This window comes from Variovorax sp. 160MFSha2.1 (assembly GCF_048305075.1).
GTDB classification, from domain to species: Bacteria; Pseudomonadota; Gammaproteobacteria; order Burkholderiales; family Burkholderiaceae_C; genus Variovorax; species Variovorax guangxiensis.
The window spans coordinates 476,836-493,874 of sequence record NZ_CP157624.1; the positions used below are offsets into that span (position 1 = coordinate 476,836).

General features: G+C 69.3%; 14 protein-coding genes. 4 read left to right on the forward strand and 10 right to left on the reverse strand.

The annotated features are described in order from the left end of the window. The first annotated feature begins 2 nt into the window (after positions 1-2). The gene (locus tag ABL838_RS02110; RefSeq protein WP_418123904.1) at positions 3-1,277 is read left to right on the forward strand and encodes a DEAD/DEAH box helicase; all 1,275 of its coding nucleotides are present in this window, start codon (positions 3-5) and stop codon (positions 1,275-1,277) included. Positions 1,278-1,287: 10 nt separating this feature from the next. Here the strand turns inward: ABL838_RS02110 and ABL838_RS02115 are convergent, their stop codons facing one another. From ABL838_RS02115 to argE, 10 genes are all read right to left on the reverse strand, one after another. Then, entirely contained in the window at positions 1,288-1,590 is a 303-nt protein-coding gene (locus tag ABL838_RS02115; RefSeq protein WP_184640258.1) for a Dabb family protein, read from the reverse strand. Between the two features lie 171 nt (positions 1,591-1,761). Then, on the reverse strand, positions 1,762-2,928 hold the full coding sequence (locus tag ABL838_RS02120) for an acyl-CoA dehydrogenase family protein (protein WP_418123905.1): 1,167 nt from the start codon (positions 2,926-2,928) through the stop codon (positions 1,762-1,764). Between the two features lie 15 nt (positions 2,929-2,943). Next, positions 2,944-4,104, reverse strand: coding sequence for an acyl-CoA dehydrogenase family protein (locus tag ABL838_RS02125; RefSeq protein WP_418118809.1), 1,161 nt, complete (start codon positions 4,102-4,104; stop codon positions 2,944-2,946). A gap of 25 nt (positions 4,105-4,129) precedes the next feature. Further along, the gene (locus tag ABL838_RS02130) at positions 4,130-5,032 is read right to left on the reverse strand and encodes an SDR family oxidoreductase (RefSeq protein ID WP_418123906.1); all 903 of its coding nucleotides are present in this window, start codon (positions 5,030-5,032) and stop codon (positions 4,130-4,132) included. A 36-nt stretch (positions 5,033-5,068) separates the two neighbouring features. After that, positions 5,069-7,033, reverse strand: a complete 1,965-nt coding sequence (locus tag ABL838_RS02135) for an acetyl/propionyl/methylcrotonyl-CoA carboxylase subunit alpha (RefSeq protein WP_418123907.1) — start codon at positions 7,031-7,033, stop codon at positions 5,069-5,071. Further along, positions 7,030-8,640, reverse strand: coding sequence for an acyl-CoA carboxylase subunit beta (locus ABL838_RS02140; RefSeq protein ID WP_418123908.1), 1,611 nt, complete (start codon positions 8,638-8,640; stop codon positions 7,030-7,032). The genes ABL838_RS02135 and ABL838_RS02140 overlap by 4 nt, the downstream gene beginning before the upstream one ends. 75 nt (positions 8,641-8,715) lie before the next feature. Further along, the gene (locus ABL838_RS02145; protein WP_126022345.1) at positions 8,716-9,489 is read right to left on the reverse strand and encodes an MHYT domain-containing protein; all 774 of its coding nucleotides are present in this window, start codon (positions 9,487-9,489) and stop codon (positions 8,716-8,718) included. Positions 9,490-9,625: 136 nt separating this feature from the next. Next, positions 9,626-11,308: a hypothetical protein gene (locus ABL838_RS02150; protein ID WP_418123909.1), complete on the reverse strand. Its 1,683-nt coding sequence runs from the start codon at positions 11,306-11,308 to the stop codon at positions 9,626-9,628. A gap of 135 nt (positions 11,309-11,443) precedes the next feature. Further along, on the reverse strand, positions 11,444-12,706 hold the full coding sequence (locus tag ABL838_RS02155) for a DUF445 domain-containing protein (RefSeq protein ID WP_418123910.1): 1,263 nt from the start codon (positions 12,704-12,706) through the stop codon (positions 11,444-11,446). After that, the gene (gene argE / locus ABL838_RS02160) at positions 12,699-13,865 is read right to left on the reverse strand and encodes an acetylornithine deacetylase (RefSeq protein WP_369659945.1); all 1,167 of its coding nucleotides are present in this window, start codon (positions 13,863-13,865) and stop codon (positions 12,699-12,701) included. The genes ABL838_RS02155 and argE overlap by 8 nt, the downstream gene beginning before the upstream one ends. Before the next feature lie 106 nt (positions 13,866-13,971). On the opposite strand from argE, the gene ABL838_RS02165 reads away from it, so the two are divergent. The 3 genes from ABL838_RS02165 to ABL838_RS02175 all read left to right on the forward strand — a co-directional run bounded on the left by ABL838_RS02165 (position 13,972) and on the right by ABL838_RS02175 (position 17,013). Beyond that, positions 13,972-15,171: a glycerophosphodiester phosphodiesterase gene (locus ABL838_RS02165; protein WP_418125825.1), complete on the forward strand. Its 1,200-nt coding sequence runs from the start codon at positions 13,972-13,974 to the stop codon at positions 15,169-15,171. A gap of 23 nt (positions 15,172-15,194) precedes the next feature. Continuing rightward, positions 15,195-15,710, forward strand: a complete 516-nt coding sequence (locus tag ABL838_RS02170; protein WP_418123911.1) for a nucleoside deaminase — start codon at positions 15,195-15,197, stop codon at positions 15,708-15,710. Positions 15,711-15,810: 100 nt separating this feature from the next. Further along, a complete protein-coding gene (locus ABL838_RS02175) occupies positions 15,811-17,013 on the forward strand; it encodes a M20 aminoacylase family protein (protein WP_418123912.1) in 1,203 nt (400 codons plus the stop codon). The last annotated feature ends 26 nt before the right edge of the window (positions 17,014-17,039 follow it).

Sequence of the window (17,039 nt, forward strand, 5' to 3'; positions counted from 1 at the left end):
ACATGCCATTCGACTCACTGGGCCTGGCCCCCGCGCTCGTGCAGGCCGCCGCCCGAAGCGGCTTTTCCACGCCGACGCCCATCCAGGCCGCGGCCATTCCCGCCATTCTGCAAGGCCGCGACCTGCGGGGCTCGGCACAGACCGGCTCCGGCAAGACCGCCGCATTCTCCCTGCCCCTGCTGCAGCGCCTGACCGAGCAGCGTGAGGGCCCGCGCCGCGTTCGCGCGCTCGTGCTGGTGCCCACGCGCGAACTCGCGGGCCAGGTCGGCGACACCATGCACGACCTGGCGCAGCACCTGCCCGAGCGCCTGAAGATAGTCACCGCCTTCGGCGGCGTGTCGATCAACCCGCAGATGATGAGCCTGCGCGGCGGCGCCGACATCGTCGTCGCCACCCCCGGGCGGCTGCTGGACCTGGCGGAGCACAACGCGCTCAGGCTGGACGCGGTCGCCATGCTCGTGCTCGACGAGGCCGATCGCCTTTTCGACCTGGGTTTCGCCGAGGAACTCGGACGCATCCTCGAACTGCTGCCGAAGCGGCGCCAGAACCTGTTCTTCTCCGCCACCTTCCCGCCGGCCATCCAGGCGCTGGCCGACGGCATGCTGCGCGACCCCGCCATCGTCGACGTGCAGGGCGAGCCGGGCACCGCGCCCGACATCGTGCAGCGCGTGATCGAGGTCGACGCGAGCCGTCGCACCCAGCTGCTGCGCCACCTGCTCGAGCAGCACGAGAACGAGTGGGACCGCGTGCTGGTCTTCGTCGCCACCCAGCACGCGGCGCAGACCGTGGCCGAGAAGCTCTACCGCAACGGCATCTACGCCGTGCCCTTCCATGGCGACATCGCGCAGGGCACCCGCAGCAACATCCTCTCGCAGTTCAAGCAGAGCCGGTGGGACGTGGTGATCGCCACCGACCTCGCCGCGCGCGGCATCGACATCGCGCAGCTGCCCGTGGTCGTCAACTACGACCTGCCGCGCTCGCCGACCGACTACATCCACCGCATCGGCAGGACCGGGCGCGCGGGAGAGCGCGGCCTGGCGATCAGCTTCGTGAGCGCGGCCACCGAGGCCCATTTCCGACTGATCGAGAAACGCAACGGCCTGCGGCTGCCGCGCGAGCGCGTCGAGGGCTTCGAGCCGACGGAAACCGCGCCGCCGGTGGTGGACGCCTCGGGCACGGGGGGGATCAAGGGGAAGAGGCCGAGCAAAAAGGACAAGCTGCGGGCGGCTGCTGCGCTTGCTGCCGCGCGGGGAGACGCCCCCGAGGCGAACGACTGACCGCGGCCGATCAGCCCACCGCGTAATCCACCTGATGCCGCGCGATCCGCAGATCGCCCAGCTCTTCACGCACGCGCAGGTGCGCCGGATGCGTGGCATAGCCGTCGAGCGAAGCCTGGCTGTCGAACTCGCTGTAGAGCACCACGTCGCAGGCGTAGCCCACGCGGCTCGAATCGACGCCGACCTCGATGTGCAGCAGGCCGGGTATCTGCCCGCGCAGCGATTCGAACTTGCGCTTGAGCAGCTGCGTGGCCCGCGCCTTTTCTTCGGGCGTGTCTGCGCGCAGGTCCCACATCACGATGTGCTTCAGCATGGCGCTCGCGTGCCCGTGGCGGGCTCGCCGAAAGAAAGATGGGGAATGAGGGTCACACGGGCTCCTGCTGCCTGGCTTGGCGCGACCGATGGTAAGCACGGCATCGCGCCCGGCGAGCCGCGCCTGTGAAGAACAGTTTTCCGCTTTCCCCGCTTCTTCCTTCTGTTGCCTCTACAGCCAGCCCAGCTGCTTCGCCGCCAGCTCCTTCATGACTTCCTCGGCCCCGCCGCCGATCATCATCACCTTCACTTCGCGGTAGATGCGCTCGCTCACGGTGCCGCGCATGAAGCCCATGCCGCCGAGGATCTGCACCGCCTGGTCGGCGCAGAACTGCATGGCCTGCGTCGCGTGGTTCTTCAGCATGCATATCTGCGCCACCCATTCGGGGGCGTTGTGGCGGCCTGCGGCTTCCAGCGCATCGCCTTGCGCCGACACCGCTTCGATCCACGCCTCGGTGGAGGCGATGCGCATCTGCATGTCGACGAGCTTGTGGCGCACCGCCTGGTGCCCGATGAGCGGAGCGCCGAAGGCCTTTCGCTCGCGCGCCCAGGCCAGCGCCTCGTCGAGGCAGGCCTGCGAGAAGCCCAGCGCGCCCGCGGCGAGGCCGATGCGCTCGCCGTTGAAGTTGCCCATGATCATGCGGAAACCTTCGCCTTCATTGCCGAGCAGGTAGCGCGCGGGCACGCGCACGTTGTCGAAGTGCAGGGTGGCGGTGTCGGAGCACAGCCAGCCCATTTTCGACAGCCGCGTGCGCGTGAGGCCGACCGCGTCGCCCGGCACCAGCAGCATCGAGATGCCGCCCGCACCGCGGCCTTCGCCGGTGCGCACGGCCACGGTGATCCAGTCGGCGCGCATGCCCGAGGTGATGAAGGTCTTCTCGCCGTTGACCACGTAGTGATCTCCGTCGCGCCTTGCCGTGGTGCGCAGCGCCGCCACGTCGGAGCCGCCGCCGGGCTCGGTGATGGCGAGCGCCGCGATCTTCTCGCCGCGCAGCACCAGCGGCACGACCTCGCGGCGCACCGCGTCGCTGGCATGCAGCACCACGGGCGGCAGGCCGATGTTGTGCGAGAACAGGCTGGCGAGCACGCCGCCGCTCTTGCCATGGCGCGCGAGCGCGACCCATGCCGGCAGCTTGAGCGAATACGAGGCCGGCGTGCCGCCGAGTTCTTCGGGATAGCCCAGGCCCAGCAGGCCCAGTTCGGCGGCGCGTGCATAGAGTGCGCGCGGAAACTCGCCCGCGTCGTCCCAGGCCCGCACGTTCGGCGCGATCTCGCTTTCGGCGAAGCGCCGCACCGTGTCGGCGAGCGCGGCGCGGTCGGCTTGCAGCTCGGCGTCCATGCGACCGGCTTCCTGCTAGCCGCGCGGCGGGCGCTTGGCGATGCCCATGGTCTTGGCGAGGATGCCCAGCATCACCTCGTCGGCGCCGCCGCCGATGGAGCCCAGCCGGCCGTCGCGGTACAGGCGCGAGACGCGGTTCTCCAGCGTGAATCCCATGCCGCCCCAGAACTGCAGGCAGGTGTCGGCCACCTGGCGTGTGAGGCGGCCGGTCTTGAGCTTGGCCATCGAGGCGAGCTCGAGCACGTCCTCGCCCTTCACGTGCAGGTCGCAGGCGCGGTAGGTGAGCGCGCGCAGCGCCTCCACCTCGGTCTTGAGCTCGGCGAGCTTGAACTGCACCCACTGCTGGTCGGCCAGCGTGGAGCCGAACATCTGGCGCTGCTGCGCCCACTCGATGGTCTGGGCGATGCAGTCTTCCATGGGCTCCAGCGAGCTCGCGGCAGCCCACAGGCGCTCTTCCTGGAACTGCTGCATCTGGTAGACGAAGCCCTGGCCCTCCTCGCCGATGCGGTAGCGCTGCGGCACGCGCACGTTGTCGAAGTAGATGAGGCCGGTGTCGCTCGAATTCATGCCGATCTTGCGCAGCTTCTTCGCCTTCTCGATGCCGGGGCTGTCCATCGGCACCATCACGAGCGACTTGTTTCGGTGCACGGGCCCGTCGCCGGTGTTGACCAGCATGCACATCCAGTCGGCCTGAAGGCTGTTGGTGATCCACATCTTCTGGCCGCTGATGAGGTAGTCGCCGCCGTCCTTGCGCGCATGGCTCTTCAGGCCGGCCACGTCGCTGCCCGCGCCGGGCTCGCTCACGCCGATGCAGCCGACCATGTCGCCCGCGATGGCCGGCGCCAGGAACTCGCGGCGCAGCTCGTCGCTGCCGAAGCGCGCGAGCGCGGGCGTGCACATGTCGGTCTGCACGCCGATGGCCATCGGCACGCCGCCGCAGGAGATGTGGCCCAGCGCCTCGGCCATGGCCATCGCGTACGAATAGTCCAGGCCCGCGCCGCCAAAGGCCTCTGGCTTGTTCAGGCCCAGCATGCCGAGGTTGCCGAGCTTCTTGAAGACCTCGTGCGCGGGGAAGATCTCGGCCTCTTCCCACTCGTCCACGTGCGGGTTGATCTCGTCGTCGATGAAGCGGCGCAGGGTCTTCTGGATCTCGAGGTGTTCGTGGCTGTACTGCATGAAATGGTCTCCGGTCGGTCGTTCTCTACTCGTCCTGGAACACGCGCGGCGCCTGGGCCAGGTGGAAGCCGTCGAATGGCTTCACCGCCGCACGCTGCTGCGCCTGCGCATCAGGAATAGCCATCGGCCAGCCCATGCGCACCTGCGGGCGCGCGCCGTCCACGCGCAGCACGCTGCCGCTGACGAAGCTCGCGGCGGGACAAAGCAGGAAGACGATGGCGGCGGAGGTCTCGGCCTCGTTGCCAAAGCGGCCCGCAGGCACGGTCTTGCGCATGGCGCGCAGCATGTCGCCGGCCTCGGGCGGGTAGTGGTCCATGCCGCTGGAGGCGATGTAGCCCGGCGCCACCGCGTTCACGCGCACGCCGCTCGCGGCCCATTCGAGCGCGGCCGTCTCGGTGAAGCTCACCATGCCCGCGCGCGCCGCGCCACTGTGTCCCATGTTGGGCATGGAGCCCCAGATGTCGGCCACGATGTTGACGATGGCGCCGCCGTTGGCCTGCATGCTCTGCAGGTAGCACTCGCGCGCGACCAGGAAGCCGCCCGTGAGGTTGGTGTGGATCACCGCCTCCCAGCCCTTGGCCGAGATCGCATGCAGCGGCGTGATGTACTGGCCGCCCGCGTTGTTGACCAGCCCGTCGATGCGGCCGTGCGCGGCGACGACGGCGGCGATGGCCGAGCGCACCGCGTCCTCGTTGCGGATGTCGAAGGCCTGCGTAGAGGCCTTGCCGCCGGCGGCCTCGATCTCGGCGCGCACCGCGTCGAGCTTCTCGGGCTTGCGGCCGACCAGCACCACCTGCGCGCCCAGCGCGGCGAGCTCGTGCGCGGTGCAGCGGCCGATGCCGGAGCCGCCGCCTGTGACGACGATGACCTGCCCGTCGAACAGGCCGGGGGCGAAGACGGAGCGGTAGTGGGAGGAGGGAGCGTTCATGTGAATGGTTTTCGCAAAGACGTGGGCTGGTTCCCGTCACGCATCGGCGACCTGCGCGACCACATGCCGCGCCGCCACCTGCGCGCCCACCGCGACATGCAGGGCGACCTTGCCCGCGCGCGGCGCGCAGTGCACGTGCTCCATCTTCATCGCCTCCAGCGTGACCAGCGGCTGGCCCGCGGCGACGGCCTCGCCCTCGGCCACCAGCAGCGCGATCACGCGGCCGTTCATGGAGGCGCGCAGCAGGCCGTCGCCGCCATCGGCGCCGGCTCGGGTGGCCGGCACGTGAGTGAGGTCGTCGAGGCGGTGAGCCTTTCCATCGAAGTGGAAGAACACGCGGCCGTCATGCCGCGTGACGAAGGCTTTTGCCGAAAGCCCGCTGCACGAGAAGCGCAGGCTGCCGTCGCCGGGCATGTCGAGCAGCGAGAGCTGCACCGGCGCCTGGCCGTCCAGCGCGATGTCGAAGCGGCCGGCGCCGCGCGGCGTCACCCGGGCGGCGTGCACCGTGCCGTCGAGCTCGAAGCGCAGGGCGTTGGGCAGCGTGTGCGCCAGCGGCGAAGGCCAGCCGCGTTCGTCGAGCTGCAGCAGCAGTGCGGCGAGCAGCGCGGCGCGGGTCTGACTTGCTTCGTCGGCGGCGAGCAGCGCGTCGATGTGGTCGGCCACGAAGGCGGTCGTCGCCTCGCCGCTTGCGAACACCGCATGCGACAGCGTGCGCTCCAGCAGCTGCTGGTTGGTCGGTATGCCGAGTGCGATGGTGTCCTGCAGGCCGGCCAGGAGCCGCTGCCTCGCGTCCTCCCGCGTGCCGCCGTGGGCGACCAGCTTGGCGATCATCGAGTCGTAGAAGGGCGGTACCTCGGCGCCGTCGCGCAGGGCGTGCTCGGTGCGCAGCGCGGCGCTGGGGCGCCATGCGGCCAGCGTGCCGCTCTGCGGCATGAAGCCCTGCTGCGGATCTTCGGCGCACAGGCGCACCTCGATCGCGTGGCCGGAGAAGCGCACGTCCTGCTGCGCGATCGGCAGCGGCTCTCCGGCCGCGACGCGCAACTGCAGCTCGACCAGGTCGAGGCCCGTCACCGCTTCCGTCACCGGGTGCTCGACCTGCAGGCGCGTGTTCATTTCCATGAACCAGTAGCGGCCCTCGGCATCGAGCAGGAATTCGAGCGTGCCCGCGCCTTCGTAGGCGATGGCCTTCGCCGCGGCGACGGCGGTAGCGCCCATGCGTTCGCGCAGCGCTTGCGAGACGGCGGGCGAGGGCGCTTCCTCCACCACCTTCTGGTGCCTGCGCTGCACCGAGCAGTCGCGTTCGCCGAGGTGGATGGCGTTGCCGTGCCGGTCCGCGAACACCTGCACCTCGACATGGCGCGGCGCGACGATTGCGCGCTCCAGGATCACGGTGGCGTCGCCGAATGCATTGAGCGCTTCCGACTGCGCGCTGCGCAGCTGCTCGGCGAAATTCGCGGCCGAGGTGACGAGCCGCATGCCGCGCCCGCCGCCGCCGGCGGTGGCCTTGATCATCACCGGCCAGCCGATGCGCGCGGCTTCGGCGGCCAGCGTCTTCTCGCTCTGGTCCTCGCCCTGGTAGCCCGGAATGCAGGGCACGCCCGCCGCCTGCATCAGCCGCTTGGCGCCGGCCTTGTCGCCCATCGCGCGAATGGCTTCGGGCGAGGGGCCGATGAAGACCAGGCCGGCATCGCGGCAGGCCTGCGCGAAGGCCGCGTTCTCGGCGAGGAAGCCGTAGCCGGGGTGCACCGCGTCGGCGCCGCTGGTGCGCGCGGCCTCGACGATCGCGGCGATGTTCAGGTAGCTCTGCGTGGGCAGCGGCTCGCCGATGTGCACCGCCTCGTCGGCGAAGCGCACGTGCTCCGAACCGGCGTCGGCGCTGGAGTACACGGCCACGGTGCGAAAGCCCATGGCACGGGCGGTGCGCATCACGCGCACGGCGATCTCGCCGCGGTTGGCGACGAGGATCTTGCGGAATCCGGTGGTGGTGTTGCTTTTGCTCATGGCCGTGCCACCCCGAACTGCATGGGCTGGGGCGCGCGGGCATCGGCGTCGCGGCACACCGAGAGAACCTCGGCCAGCACGGCGCGCGTGTCACGCGGGTCGATCACGCCGTCGTCCAGCAGCAGCGCGCTGGTGGTGAACACGCTCATCTGCCGGTCGAAGCGCTCGATGACCTGCTGCTGCATCGCGTCGATCTTCGCCTGGTCGACCGCGCCCTTTCGTGCCATGCCGGCCTCCATCACGATGGCCATGGTCTTCGCCGCCTGCTCGCCGCCCATCACGGCGGTGCGTGCGTTGGGCCAGCTGAAGCAGAAGCGCGGCGCGAAGCCCCGGCCGCACATGCCGTAGTTGCCCGCGCCATACGAGGCGCCGCACAGCAGCGTGACCTGCGGCACGGTGGCGTTCGACACCGCCTGGATCATCTTCGCGCCGTGCTTGATGATGCCGGCCTCCTCGTGCGCGCGGCCCACCATGTAGCCGGTGATGTTCTGCAGGTAGACGATGGGCGTGCGCGACTGGCAGCAGGCCTGGATGAAGTGCGTGGCCTTGGTGGCGCCGTCGGAGTCGATGGGGCCGTTGTTGGTGATGATGCCCACCGCATGCCCTTCGAGCCGGATGTGGCCGCAGACGGTGGCGCTGCCGTAGTGCTCGCTGAACTCCAGGAACTCGGAGCCGTCGGCGATGCGCGCGATGACCTCGCGCATGTCCACCGGGCGTCGGCCGTCGCTGGGCATGATGCCCAGCAGCTCCTCGGCGTCGTAGCGCGGGAGCGCGAAGCTGCGCGGCGCCTCGTCGCGAGCCCAGTCGATGCCGCCGAGGATCGTGCGGGCGATGCGGATGGCGTCGCGGTCGTCCTCCGCGAGGTAGTCGCCCAGGCCCGAGATGTGGGTGTGCATCACGGCGCCGCCCAGTTCCTCTTCCGTGGCGATCTCGCCGGTGGCGGCCTTCAGCAGCGGCGGCCCCGCGAGGAAGGCGCGCGTGCGGTCGCGCACCATCACGATGTAGTCGGAAAGCCCGGTCTGGTAGGCGCCGCCCGCGGTCGAGGAGCCGTGCGTCACTGTCACCACCGGCAGCCCCGCGGCCGACAGCCGCGCGAGATTGCGGAAGATGTTGCCGCCGCGCACGAAGTCCTGCACGCGGTACTGCATGAGGTTGGCGCCCGCGCTTTCCACCAGCTGCACGTAGGGCAGCCTGTTCTCCAGCGCGATCTCCTGCACGCGCAGCTGCTTGTCCAGGCCCATGGGCTGCAGCGCGCCGGCGTCGATGCCGGAGTCGGAGGCGTTGACCATGCAGCGCACGCCCGCAACGTAGCCGATGCCGGAGATCAGGCCGCCGCCGGGCACGCTCTTCGAGAGGTCTGGGTTGTCCTGCCCGAGCCCGGCCAGCGAGGCCAGCGGCAGGAAGGGCGCGCCGGTGTCCAGCAGCAGCGCGATGCGCTCGCGCGGCAGCAGCTGTCCGCGCCTGGCGAAACGCTCGGCCGATGCGCCGGAGGCCGCGACGGCGCGGGCCTCGTGCTCGCGCACCTGGCCGAGCAGCGCCAGCATGCTGGCCCGGTTGGCCTGGAAGGTGTCGCCGGCCGTTTGCAGCCGGGATTCGATGACTGGCATGTGAGAGTCCGTGCAGATCGTTTTTTTCGCTCTGCGCGGACTCTAGGATGCGGGCGCCGCGCCCGCTTGCGCTTACTAGCTGGCGCGCACCCGGCGGCCGGCGACCGGCGCGTCGAGGCTGCTGCCGGTGACCACCCAGTAGATGAAGATCAGCACCGCGCCGGCCGTGCCGAACACCGTGAGGCCCATGTAGCTGCCGCCGATGGCCAGCGCGTCGACCGGCGCGGCGGCGGTGCAGACCATGCTGGCCGCGCTCATGCCCACGTAGTGCATGGTGCAGACCGCCACGCCCATCACTGCGGCGGCCGCGACCTTGTGCGTGAACTTGCGCAGGTTGAAGGCCAGCCACAGGGCCGCCGCGGCGGCGGTGACGGCGATGAGCACCGACAGGCCCACCGTCGTCAGGTCGAAATTCATCGAGGCGCGCATGTTCATCGCGAACATGCCCATGTAGTGCATCACGCACACGCCGATGCCCGCCAGCAGGCTGCCACCGAGCCAGCCCGAGCGGCTGAACTTGCGCCGCCCGCCGGCCATGTACAGCGCGATGCCCGAAATCAGGATGGCCGCCACCAGCGACACCACCGTGAGCGGCATGTTGTACGAAATGGCTATCGGCAGCCGGTACGCCAGCATGCCGATGAAGTGCATCGACCAGATGCCGATGCCGCCCAGCGCCACCGCCGCGCAGGTCACGACGGCGAGATTGGGTTTGCCGTCCGCGCCGACCATCCGCCCGGCGCAGATCAGGGCCACCAGCGAGCCCGCGAAGGAAATGAGGAAGGAGAGCGCCACCATGCCCAGGGAGTACTCGGGCGACAGGATCTGGCCTACGACGAGCGGAGTCATGCGATGTCCCTTTCAGGTCAAAAGAGCGCCTCGCGGACCCCCCGCCGCCGGATGCGGACGGGACGCCACAAGACGTCCCGCGCAGTCTGTAATGTTTGTTTGTAAAAGTAAACTGAAATTTACACTTATTGTTACCCTACCTTACGGGGCGAATCCGATAGATCGCATTGTTGCGGTCGGCCGCCATGTAGATCGAGCCGTCGCGGCCCACCGCGACGCCCGTCACCACGTAGGGCGGAGGCAGCCCGGGCCCGGGCGCGAGGCCGATCGGCAGGTTCTCGGCGACGGTACGGCGGCTGCCGTCGGGCGCGATTTCGACCAGCCGGCGCGCCGCGCTCTCGGCCACGATGAAGCTGCCCCAGGGCGTCTGCGCCAGGCCCTCGGGCAGGGCCAGCCCCTCGGCCACCGCGCGCAGCGGAGCGCTGGCGTCCAGCGGAATGCGCAGCAGCCGGCCGGCCGCCTCGGTCACGTAGAGCGCACCGTCCTGGCCGACGATCATCTGCACCGGGCCGTTCAGGCCGCTGGCGAGCACTGACTTCTGCGCGAACTTCGGCCCGCTCGCGCGTGTGATGCTGCCGGTGGCGATCTCGGCGTAGATCACGCTGCCGTCCGGCATGGGAATGGCGTCGAACGGCGCCTTCAGCCCGTGGATGGTCTCGACCGTCTTCAGCGTCTGCCGGTCGACCAGCTGCACCGTGCCGGTGAACCATGAGCTCAGCGCGAAGAGCTTCGGCGACAGGCCGACGGCGAAGGGGTAGTCCAGCTCCGGGTCGCGCTGCATGCGGAAGATGTCGCGCACCTCGCCGGTGCGCACGTCGACCTGGCGGAAGCCGAAGACGTCGGCCACCCAGAGGTCGTTGCCGTCGATCTTCATGCCGGCCGGCGCCGCCACCTTGCCGCTGGTGAGCGTGCGCAGCTCGCCGGTGGCGGGGTTGAAGGCCTGCACCTCGTTGTTCGCCATGTTCGAGACATAGATCGTCCCGTCGGGAGCGATCGCCAGGTTGTCGAGCGAGGGCCGCAGCTGCTTCGCGACCGTCTTGCGGCCGGTGGCCAGCTCCACCCGCACCAGCTCGCCGCTGCGCGCGTCGACCACCCAGAGGTTGCCCTTGCCGTCGAGGTTGGCGGCGGCCGGAATCTTGAAGCCGTCGGCGATCACGGTCATGCTGCCGTTGGCCGGATCGATCTTCACCACCTGGCCCTTGAACCACAGCGGCCCGTAGAGCATGCCGTCGGGCCCCACTTCGAAGCCGTTGAAGCCGCCCATGTCCTTCCTGATGAGCCGCGGCGGCTTCTGGCCCTCACGGTCGATCTCCCACAGCGCGTCGCCCAGGAACACCTGCGAGGCGTAGAGCCTGCCGTTGCGGCGGTCGAAGTCCAGCGAGTTGAGGCCGGGAAGGTCCTTGGCCAGCACGCGCATCGGCGCGCCGTCGCTCTCGCGGTAGCGCAGCATGCCCATGAGGTAGTTGGTCCAGGCCAGCTCGCCCTTCGGGCCCACGGCGATGTCGTCGGCCTGGCCTTCGGGCGCGTCGATGAACACCCTGGCCGCGCCGGTGCTGCGGTCGACCTCCCACATCGTGTTGCCGAGCACAGAGCCCGCCAGCAGCCGGCCCTTGGCGTCGACGGCCAGACCATGCACCCCGGCGAAGGCCGAGGGCGCGACCAGCGCCTCGGGCGCAGCCCACGAGGCGGGCCGCGTGGTCGGGGCGGACTGCGTGGGCGAGGGTGGGGCGGAGGCCGGTGGGGAGAGGCTGCTGCAGGCGCCCAGCAGGGCGAGGGTGGCGGTCAGCGCGATGGCGCCGAGGCTGCTTCGACGTGGCATGGTTGGCGTCTCCTCTTGTTGATGCGCGCAGCAGTCTAGGAGCGCGGCGGGGCCGCGGAGTCCCCACGGGGACAGGATGCGGACTTTCGTCCGCTGTGGATTACCCGCGGCCTTCAGCTGCGGTTCAGCCGCAACTCAGCCGCGCAGCAGCTGCGTCGCCGTGTGGATCAGCAGCCCGACCAGCCCGCCCACCAGCGTGCCGTTGATGCGGATGAACTGCAGGTCGCGCCCGATGTGGCGCTCGAGCTCCGCCGTCATCTCCTGCGCGTTCCACTCGCCCACGCGCTCCTCGATGTAGCGGCGGATGTCCTCGCGGTAGCGCTCGATGGCCAGCGGCGCGGCGGCCTCGATCTGCTCGTTGATCCAGCGGCGGATGGCCTCGTCGCCCTGCAGCCGCGTGCCCAGCGCGCCGGCCATCGACGCGATGCGCCGGCGGATGCTCGAGTCGTTGCGGCCCAGGTCGTCGTGCAGCCACGCGAGCATCTCGCCCCACAGCCCGTGCAGGTAGTCGCCCAGGGCGGGGTGCGCAACCAGCTCCGCGCGGATCTGTTCGCCGCGTTGCTGGAACTCGGGGTCGAGCTTCAGGCGCACCACGAAGTCGTCGACGAAGTGGTCGAAGCGCCTGCGCATCGGATGCTCGGGCTCGGCCGCGAGCTCGCCGATGGTGCGCGCCACGGCAGCGACGATCTTGCGCGTGGCCAGCTTGGCCGCCACCTGGTCGAGGCCCACGTAGCGCAGCGTCCTGATCTCGCGCGCGATCGCCTCGGTGATGTGCGCCTGCACCTCCTCGCCTTCGAGCAGGCCGGCCACCTGCTGCAGCACGTCGTCGAGCAGTGCCTGGTGGCGCCCGCCGGCCGTGAGCGCGTCGAGCGCCTGGCCCGTGAGGCGCGAGAGGTCGATCTTCTGCAGCCCGGCCGCGGCGGCGCGGCCCATGAAGTCGCGCACGCGCTCGTCGTCGAAGGCCGAGAGCCCGTAGCGCGTGGCGGCCACGCCCCATTCGCCGAGCTTCTCGCCGCTGGCGGGGCGCGCCAGCCAGTCGGCGATGCGCCCGGCCGCGTCGAACTGCCGCAGCTTGCCGAGCACCTGGGCGGTGCTCAGGAAGTTGTCGCAGACGAATCCCGCGAGCTTGGCGCCGATGCGGTCCTTGTTGCTCGGGATGATGGCGGTGTGCGGAATCGGCAGGCCCAGCGGATGGCGGAACAGCGCCACCACCGCGAACCAGTCGGCGATGGCGCCCACCATCGCCGCCTCGGCGAAGGCCGCCACGTAGCCCCAGGCCGGGTGCTGCGCATGCAGCACGCTCGCCACCGCATAGAGCAGTGCGGCGCCGCACAGCAGGCCGAGCGCGACGCGCTTCATGCGCCGCGACGCGTCGATGCTGGCGGCGCTCTCAGCCAATGCTCGGCGTGGATGCCAGGCGCTCCATGAACAGCTCGCAGCGCGCGAGCTGCTCGAGGCTCACGTACTCGTCGGGCTGGTGCGCCTGCTCGATGCTGCCGGGTCCGCACACCACGGTGGGGATGCCGGCGTTCTTGAAAAGACCCGCTTCGGTGCCGAAGGCCACCAGCGTGGTGCGCTCCTCGCTCGCCAGGCGTTGGGCCAGCAGCGTGATGGGGTCGTTGGCGGAGCCCAGGAAGCTCGGGATCTCGCAGATGGTCTCGAAGCTGAAGCCCGCGTCGGGCGCCACCTTCTTCATCGCGGGTTCGAGGCTGCCCGCGTAGGCGACCACCTCGGCCTGCATCTTCCCGGCGTCGGCGGTGGGAAGGTCGCGGAATTCATAGCGGAACTCGGCGTCGCGCGGCACCACGTTGTCGGCGATGCCGCCGTGGAACTGTCCCACGCTCGCGGTGCTGAAGGGCACGTCGAAGCCCTCGTAGCGCGGCTCGCTGCGCTCGAAGCCCTCGGCCATGTCGCGCACCTTGCCGATCACGCGCGCGGCCATCTCGATGGCGTTGACCGACTTCGGCGTGAGGGAGGAGTGCGCCTCCTTGCCGCGCACGCAGCACTTGTAGCGGTACACGCCCTTGTGCGCGATGGCGGGCACCATGCTGGTGGGTTCGCCCACGATGCAGGCCAGGGGCTTGATGCCGGCGTCGCGCATGTCGGCGATGAGCTCCTTCACGCCGAAGCAGCCGATCTCCTCCTCGTAGCTGAAGGCGAAGTGCACCGCGAAGGGAGAGTCGCTCTCCAGGAAGCGCTTCGCGTTCGACAGCGCAATGGCGATGAAGCTCTTCATGTCGGCCGAGCCGCGCCCGTAGAGGCGCTCGTTTTGCACCACGGCCGAGAGCGGATCGACGCTCCAGTCCTGCCCGTCCCAGGGCACCGTGTCGGTGTGGCCCGAGACGATCACCCCGGCCGGCTTGCCCTCGCCCAGCGTGGCGAAGAGGTTCGCCTTGGTGCGTTCGGCGTTGTAGGTGATGCGGCTCTTCACGCCCAGCGCCGCGAGGTGGCTCTGGGCGAAGTCGATCAGTTCGAGGTTGCTGTTGGCGCTGATGGTGTTCATGCGCACCAGCGTCTGGGCCATCAGCAGGCTTTGGGGGGAAAGCGTATGGGGCATGCAACACATTCTCCCGGAAGTCGGCGCCGCGCGTGCATGGATGTCGAAGCTGTCACGCGAAACGGGTACCCTGCGCCTCTTCATTCCGGACGGAGAAACCTCGACCATGCGCACCTCTCTTCAGATCGCCCTGACCGCCACCGCAGCCCTCGCACTGGCCGCCTGCAGCAGCACCGGACCTTCCGGCGGCAGCAGCAAGCTGCTCACGCTGGACGGCAACCCGCCGCTGGTCATCGCCCATCGTGGTGCATCGGGCTATCTGCCGGAGGAAACCCTCGAAGCCTACGCCCGCGCCATCGAGCTCGGCGCCGACGTGATCGAGATGGACCTGATCTCCACCAAGGACGGCGTGCTCATCGCCCGCCACGACCCCAATCTCGCCATCAGCACCGACGTGGCCAGGCACCCCCGCTTCGCCTCGCGCAAGAAGACCATCAAGGTCGACGGCGAAACCCAGACCGGCTGGTTCAGCAACGACTTCACGCTGGCCGAGATCAAGACCCTGGGCGCCATCTCCACCGACGCCGAGCGTCCGCAGGAATTCAACGGCAAGTACAAGGTGCCGACCTTCCAGGAGATCATCGACTTCGCCAAGGCCAAGTCGAAGGAAACCGGCCGCACCATCGCCATCTACCCCGAGACCAAGAACCCGACCTACTTCCGCGACCTGGGCCTGCCGATGGAGGACAAGGTCATCGCCGCCATCAACGCGGCCGGCTGGAACAGCAAGACCGCGCCCATCTACGTGCAGTCCTTCGAGCCGGGCAGCCTCAAGTACATGAAGAGCAAGGGCCTGAATACGAAGCTCATCCAGCTCATCGACGGCGACAGCGTCGACCTGAAGACCGGCGCCGTGACCTTCGCCGTGCCCAGCGACCGCCCCTACGACTGGACCAAGGCCGGCGACAAGCGCAACTTCGATGCCATGGTCACGCCCGCGGGCCTGGCAGAGATCAAGAAGTACGCCGACGGCATCGGCCCCTGGAAGCGCTACATCGTGAGCATCAAGGGCACCATCGGTGCCGATGGCAAGCCGGTGGACGTCAACAAGGACGGCAAGATCAACGACGCCGACGCCACCTCCATGGCGCCCACCTCGCTGATCGCCGACGCGCACAAGGCGGGCCTGTTCGTGCACCCCTTCACCTTCCGCAACGAGTCGCGCCGCCTGGCCTCCGACTACAACAAGGACGGCAAGAACGAATACGGCGTGTACTACAAGCTCGGCGTGGACGGCGTGTTCACCGACTTCACCGACACGGCGCTGGCCGCGCGCGCCGACTACCTCAAGAGCATCGGCCGCTGATCGACCCGGGTTATCGTCCGCGCATGACCACCGACGACACCTCCTCGCCCGACCTGTCCCCGCGCGACCTCGAACTGCTTCGCATGGCCATCCGGCTTTCGGACGAATCGAAGGCGCGCGGGCGCCATCCCTTCGCCGCGCTGGTGGCGAACGAGCGCGGCGAGGTCGTCGTCACTGCGGGCAACAACTCGATGCCGCCCGAGGGCGACCCCACGCAGCACGCCGAGCTGGTGGCCGCCGCGCAGGCCGCGCGGCTGCTCACCCCAGAAGAACTCGCGCGCTGCACGCTCTTCACCAGCGCCGAGCCCTGCTGCATGTGCGCGGGCGCGATCTACTGGACCAACATCGGGCGCGTGGTGTACGCGCTTTCCGAACACGCGCTGCTCGGCCTGACGGGCGACCATCCCGAGAACCCGACCTTTTCGCTTCCCTGCCGCGAAGTCTTCGCGCGCGGGCAGCGGCGCGTCGAGGTGGTGGGGCCGCTGCTCGAGCAGGAAGCCGCGGCGCCGCACGTGGGCTTCTGGACCGGCGCGCACTGAGGAACTGAGAAAAGGCCCCGGCAACCGGCCGGGGCTGCGTGTTTCCCGAGGTGCCCCGAAACGCCAGAGTGGATAGACTGGCGTTTTGAGACGACACCCCATGAAACTCATCGACTCGCTCGTCACGCAGGCGGCAGGCATTGCCGCCATCCGACGTGACCTTCACGCCCATCCTGAACTCTGCTTCGAAGAAGTCCGCACCGCCGACGTGGTGGCAGGCAAGCTCACCGAATGGGGCATTCCCATCCACCGCGGCCTGGGCACCACCGGCGTGGTGGGCATCGTCAAGAACGGCACCAGCAACCGCGCGGTCGGCCTGCGCGCCGACATGGACGCACTGCCCGTCACCGAGCTCAACACCTTCGCCCACGCCAGCAAGCACCACGGCAAGATGCACGCCTGCGGCCACGACGGCCACACGGCCATGCTGCTCGCGGCCGCGCAGCACCTGGCGAAGCACCGCAACTTCGACGGCACCGTCTACCTGATCTTCCAGCCCGCTGAAGAAGGCGGCGGCGGTGCCCGCGAGATGATCAAGGAAGGGCTCTTCGAGAAATTCCCGATGGATGCCGTCTTCGGCATGCACAACTGGCCCGGCATGAAGGCCGGCCAGTTCGCGGTGAGCCCCGGCCCGGTGATGGCCTCGGGCAACAAGTTCTTCATCAACGTAGTGGGCAAGGGCGGCCACGCGGCGCTGCCGCAGACCGGCATCGATCCGGTGCCGATCGCCTGCGAGATCGTGCAGGCCTTCCAGACCATCCTCACGCGCAAGATGAAGCCGACCGATTCGGCCGTGATCTCCGTCACCACCATCCACGCCGGCGAAGCCAACAACGTGATTCCCGACAACTGCGAGCTGTCGGGCACGGTGCGCACCTTCTCCATCGAGGTGCTCGACATGATCGAGAAGCGCATGAAGCAGATCAGCGACCACATCTGCGCGGCGCACGACGCGACTTGCGAATTCCGCTTCGAGCGCTACTACCCGCCCACCATCAACACCGAGGCCGAGGCCGACTTCGCGCGCCGCGTCATGGGCGACGTGGTCGGCCCCGAGAACGTGCTGAAGCAGGAAGCCGCCATGACGTCGGAAGACTTCGCCTTCATGCTGCAGGCCAAGCCCGGCGCCTACGCCTTCATCGGCAACGGCGACGGCTCGCACCGCGACGTGCACCACGGCGAAGGCCCCTGCACGCTGCACAACGCGAGCTACGACTTCAACGACGATCTGATCCCGCTGGGAGCCACCTGCTGGGTGCAGATCGCGGAGCAGTTCCTCAAGCCCGGCGGCAGCGCCGCCTGACCGCCTTGCCGGTCGCCTGATTCACC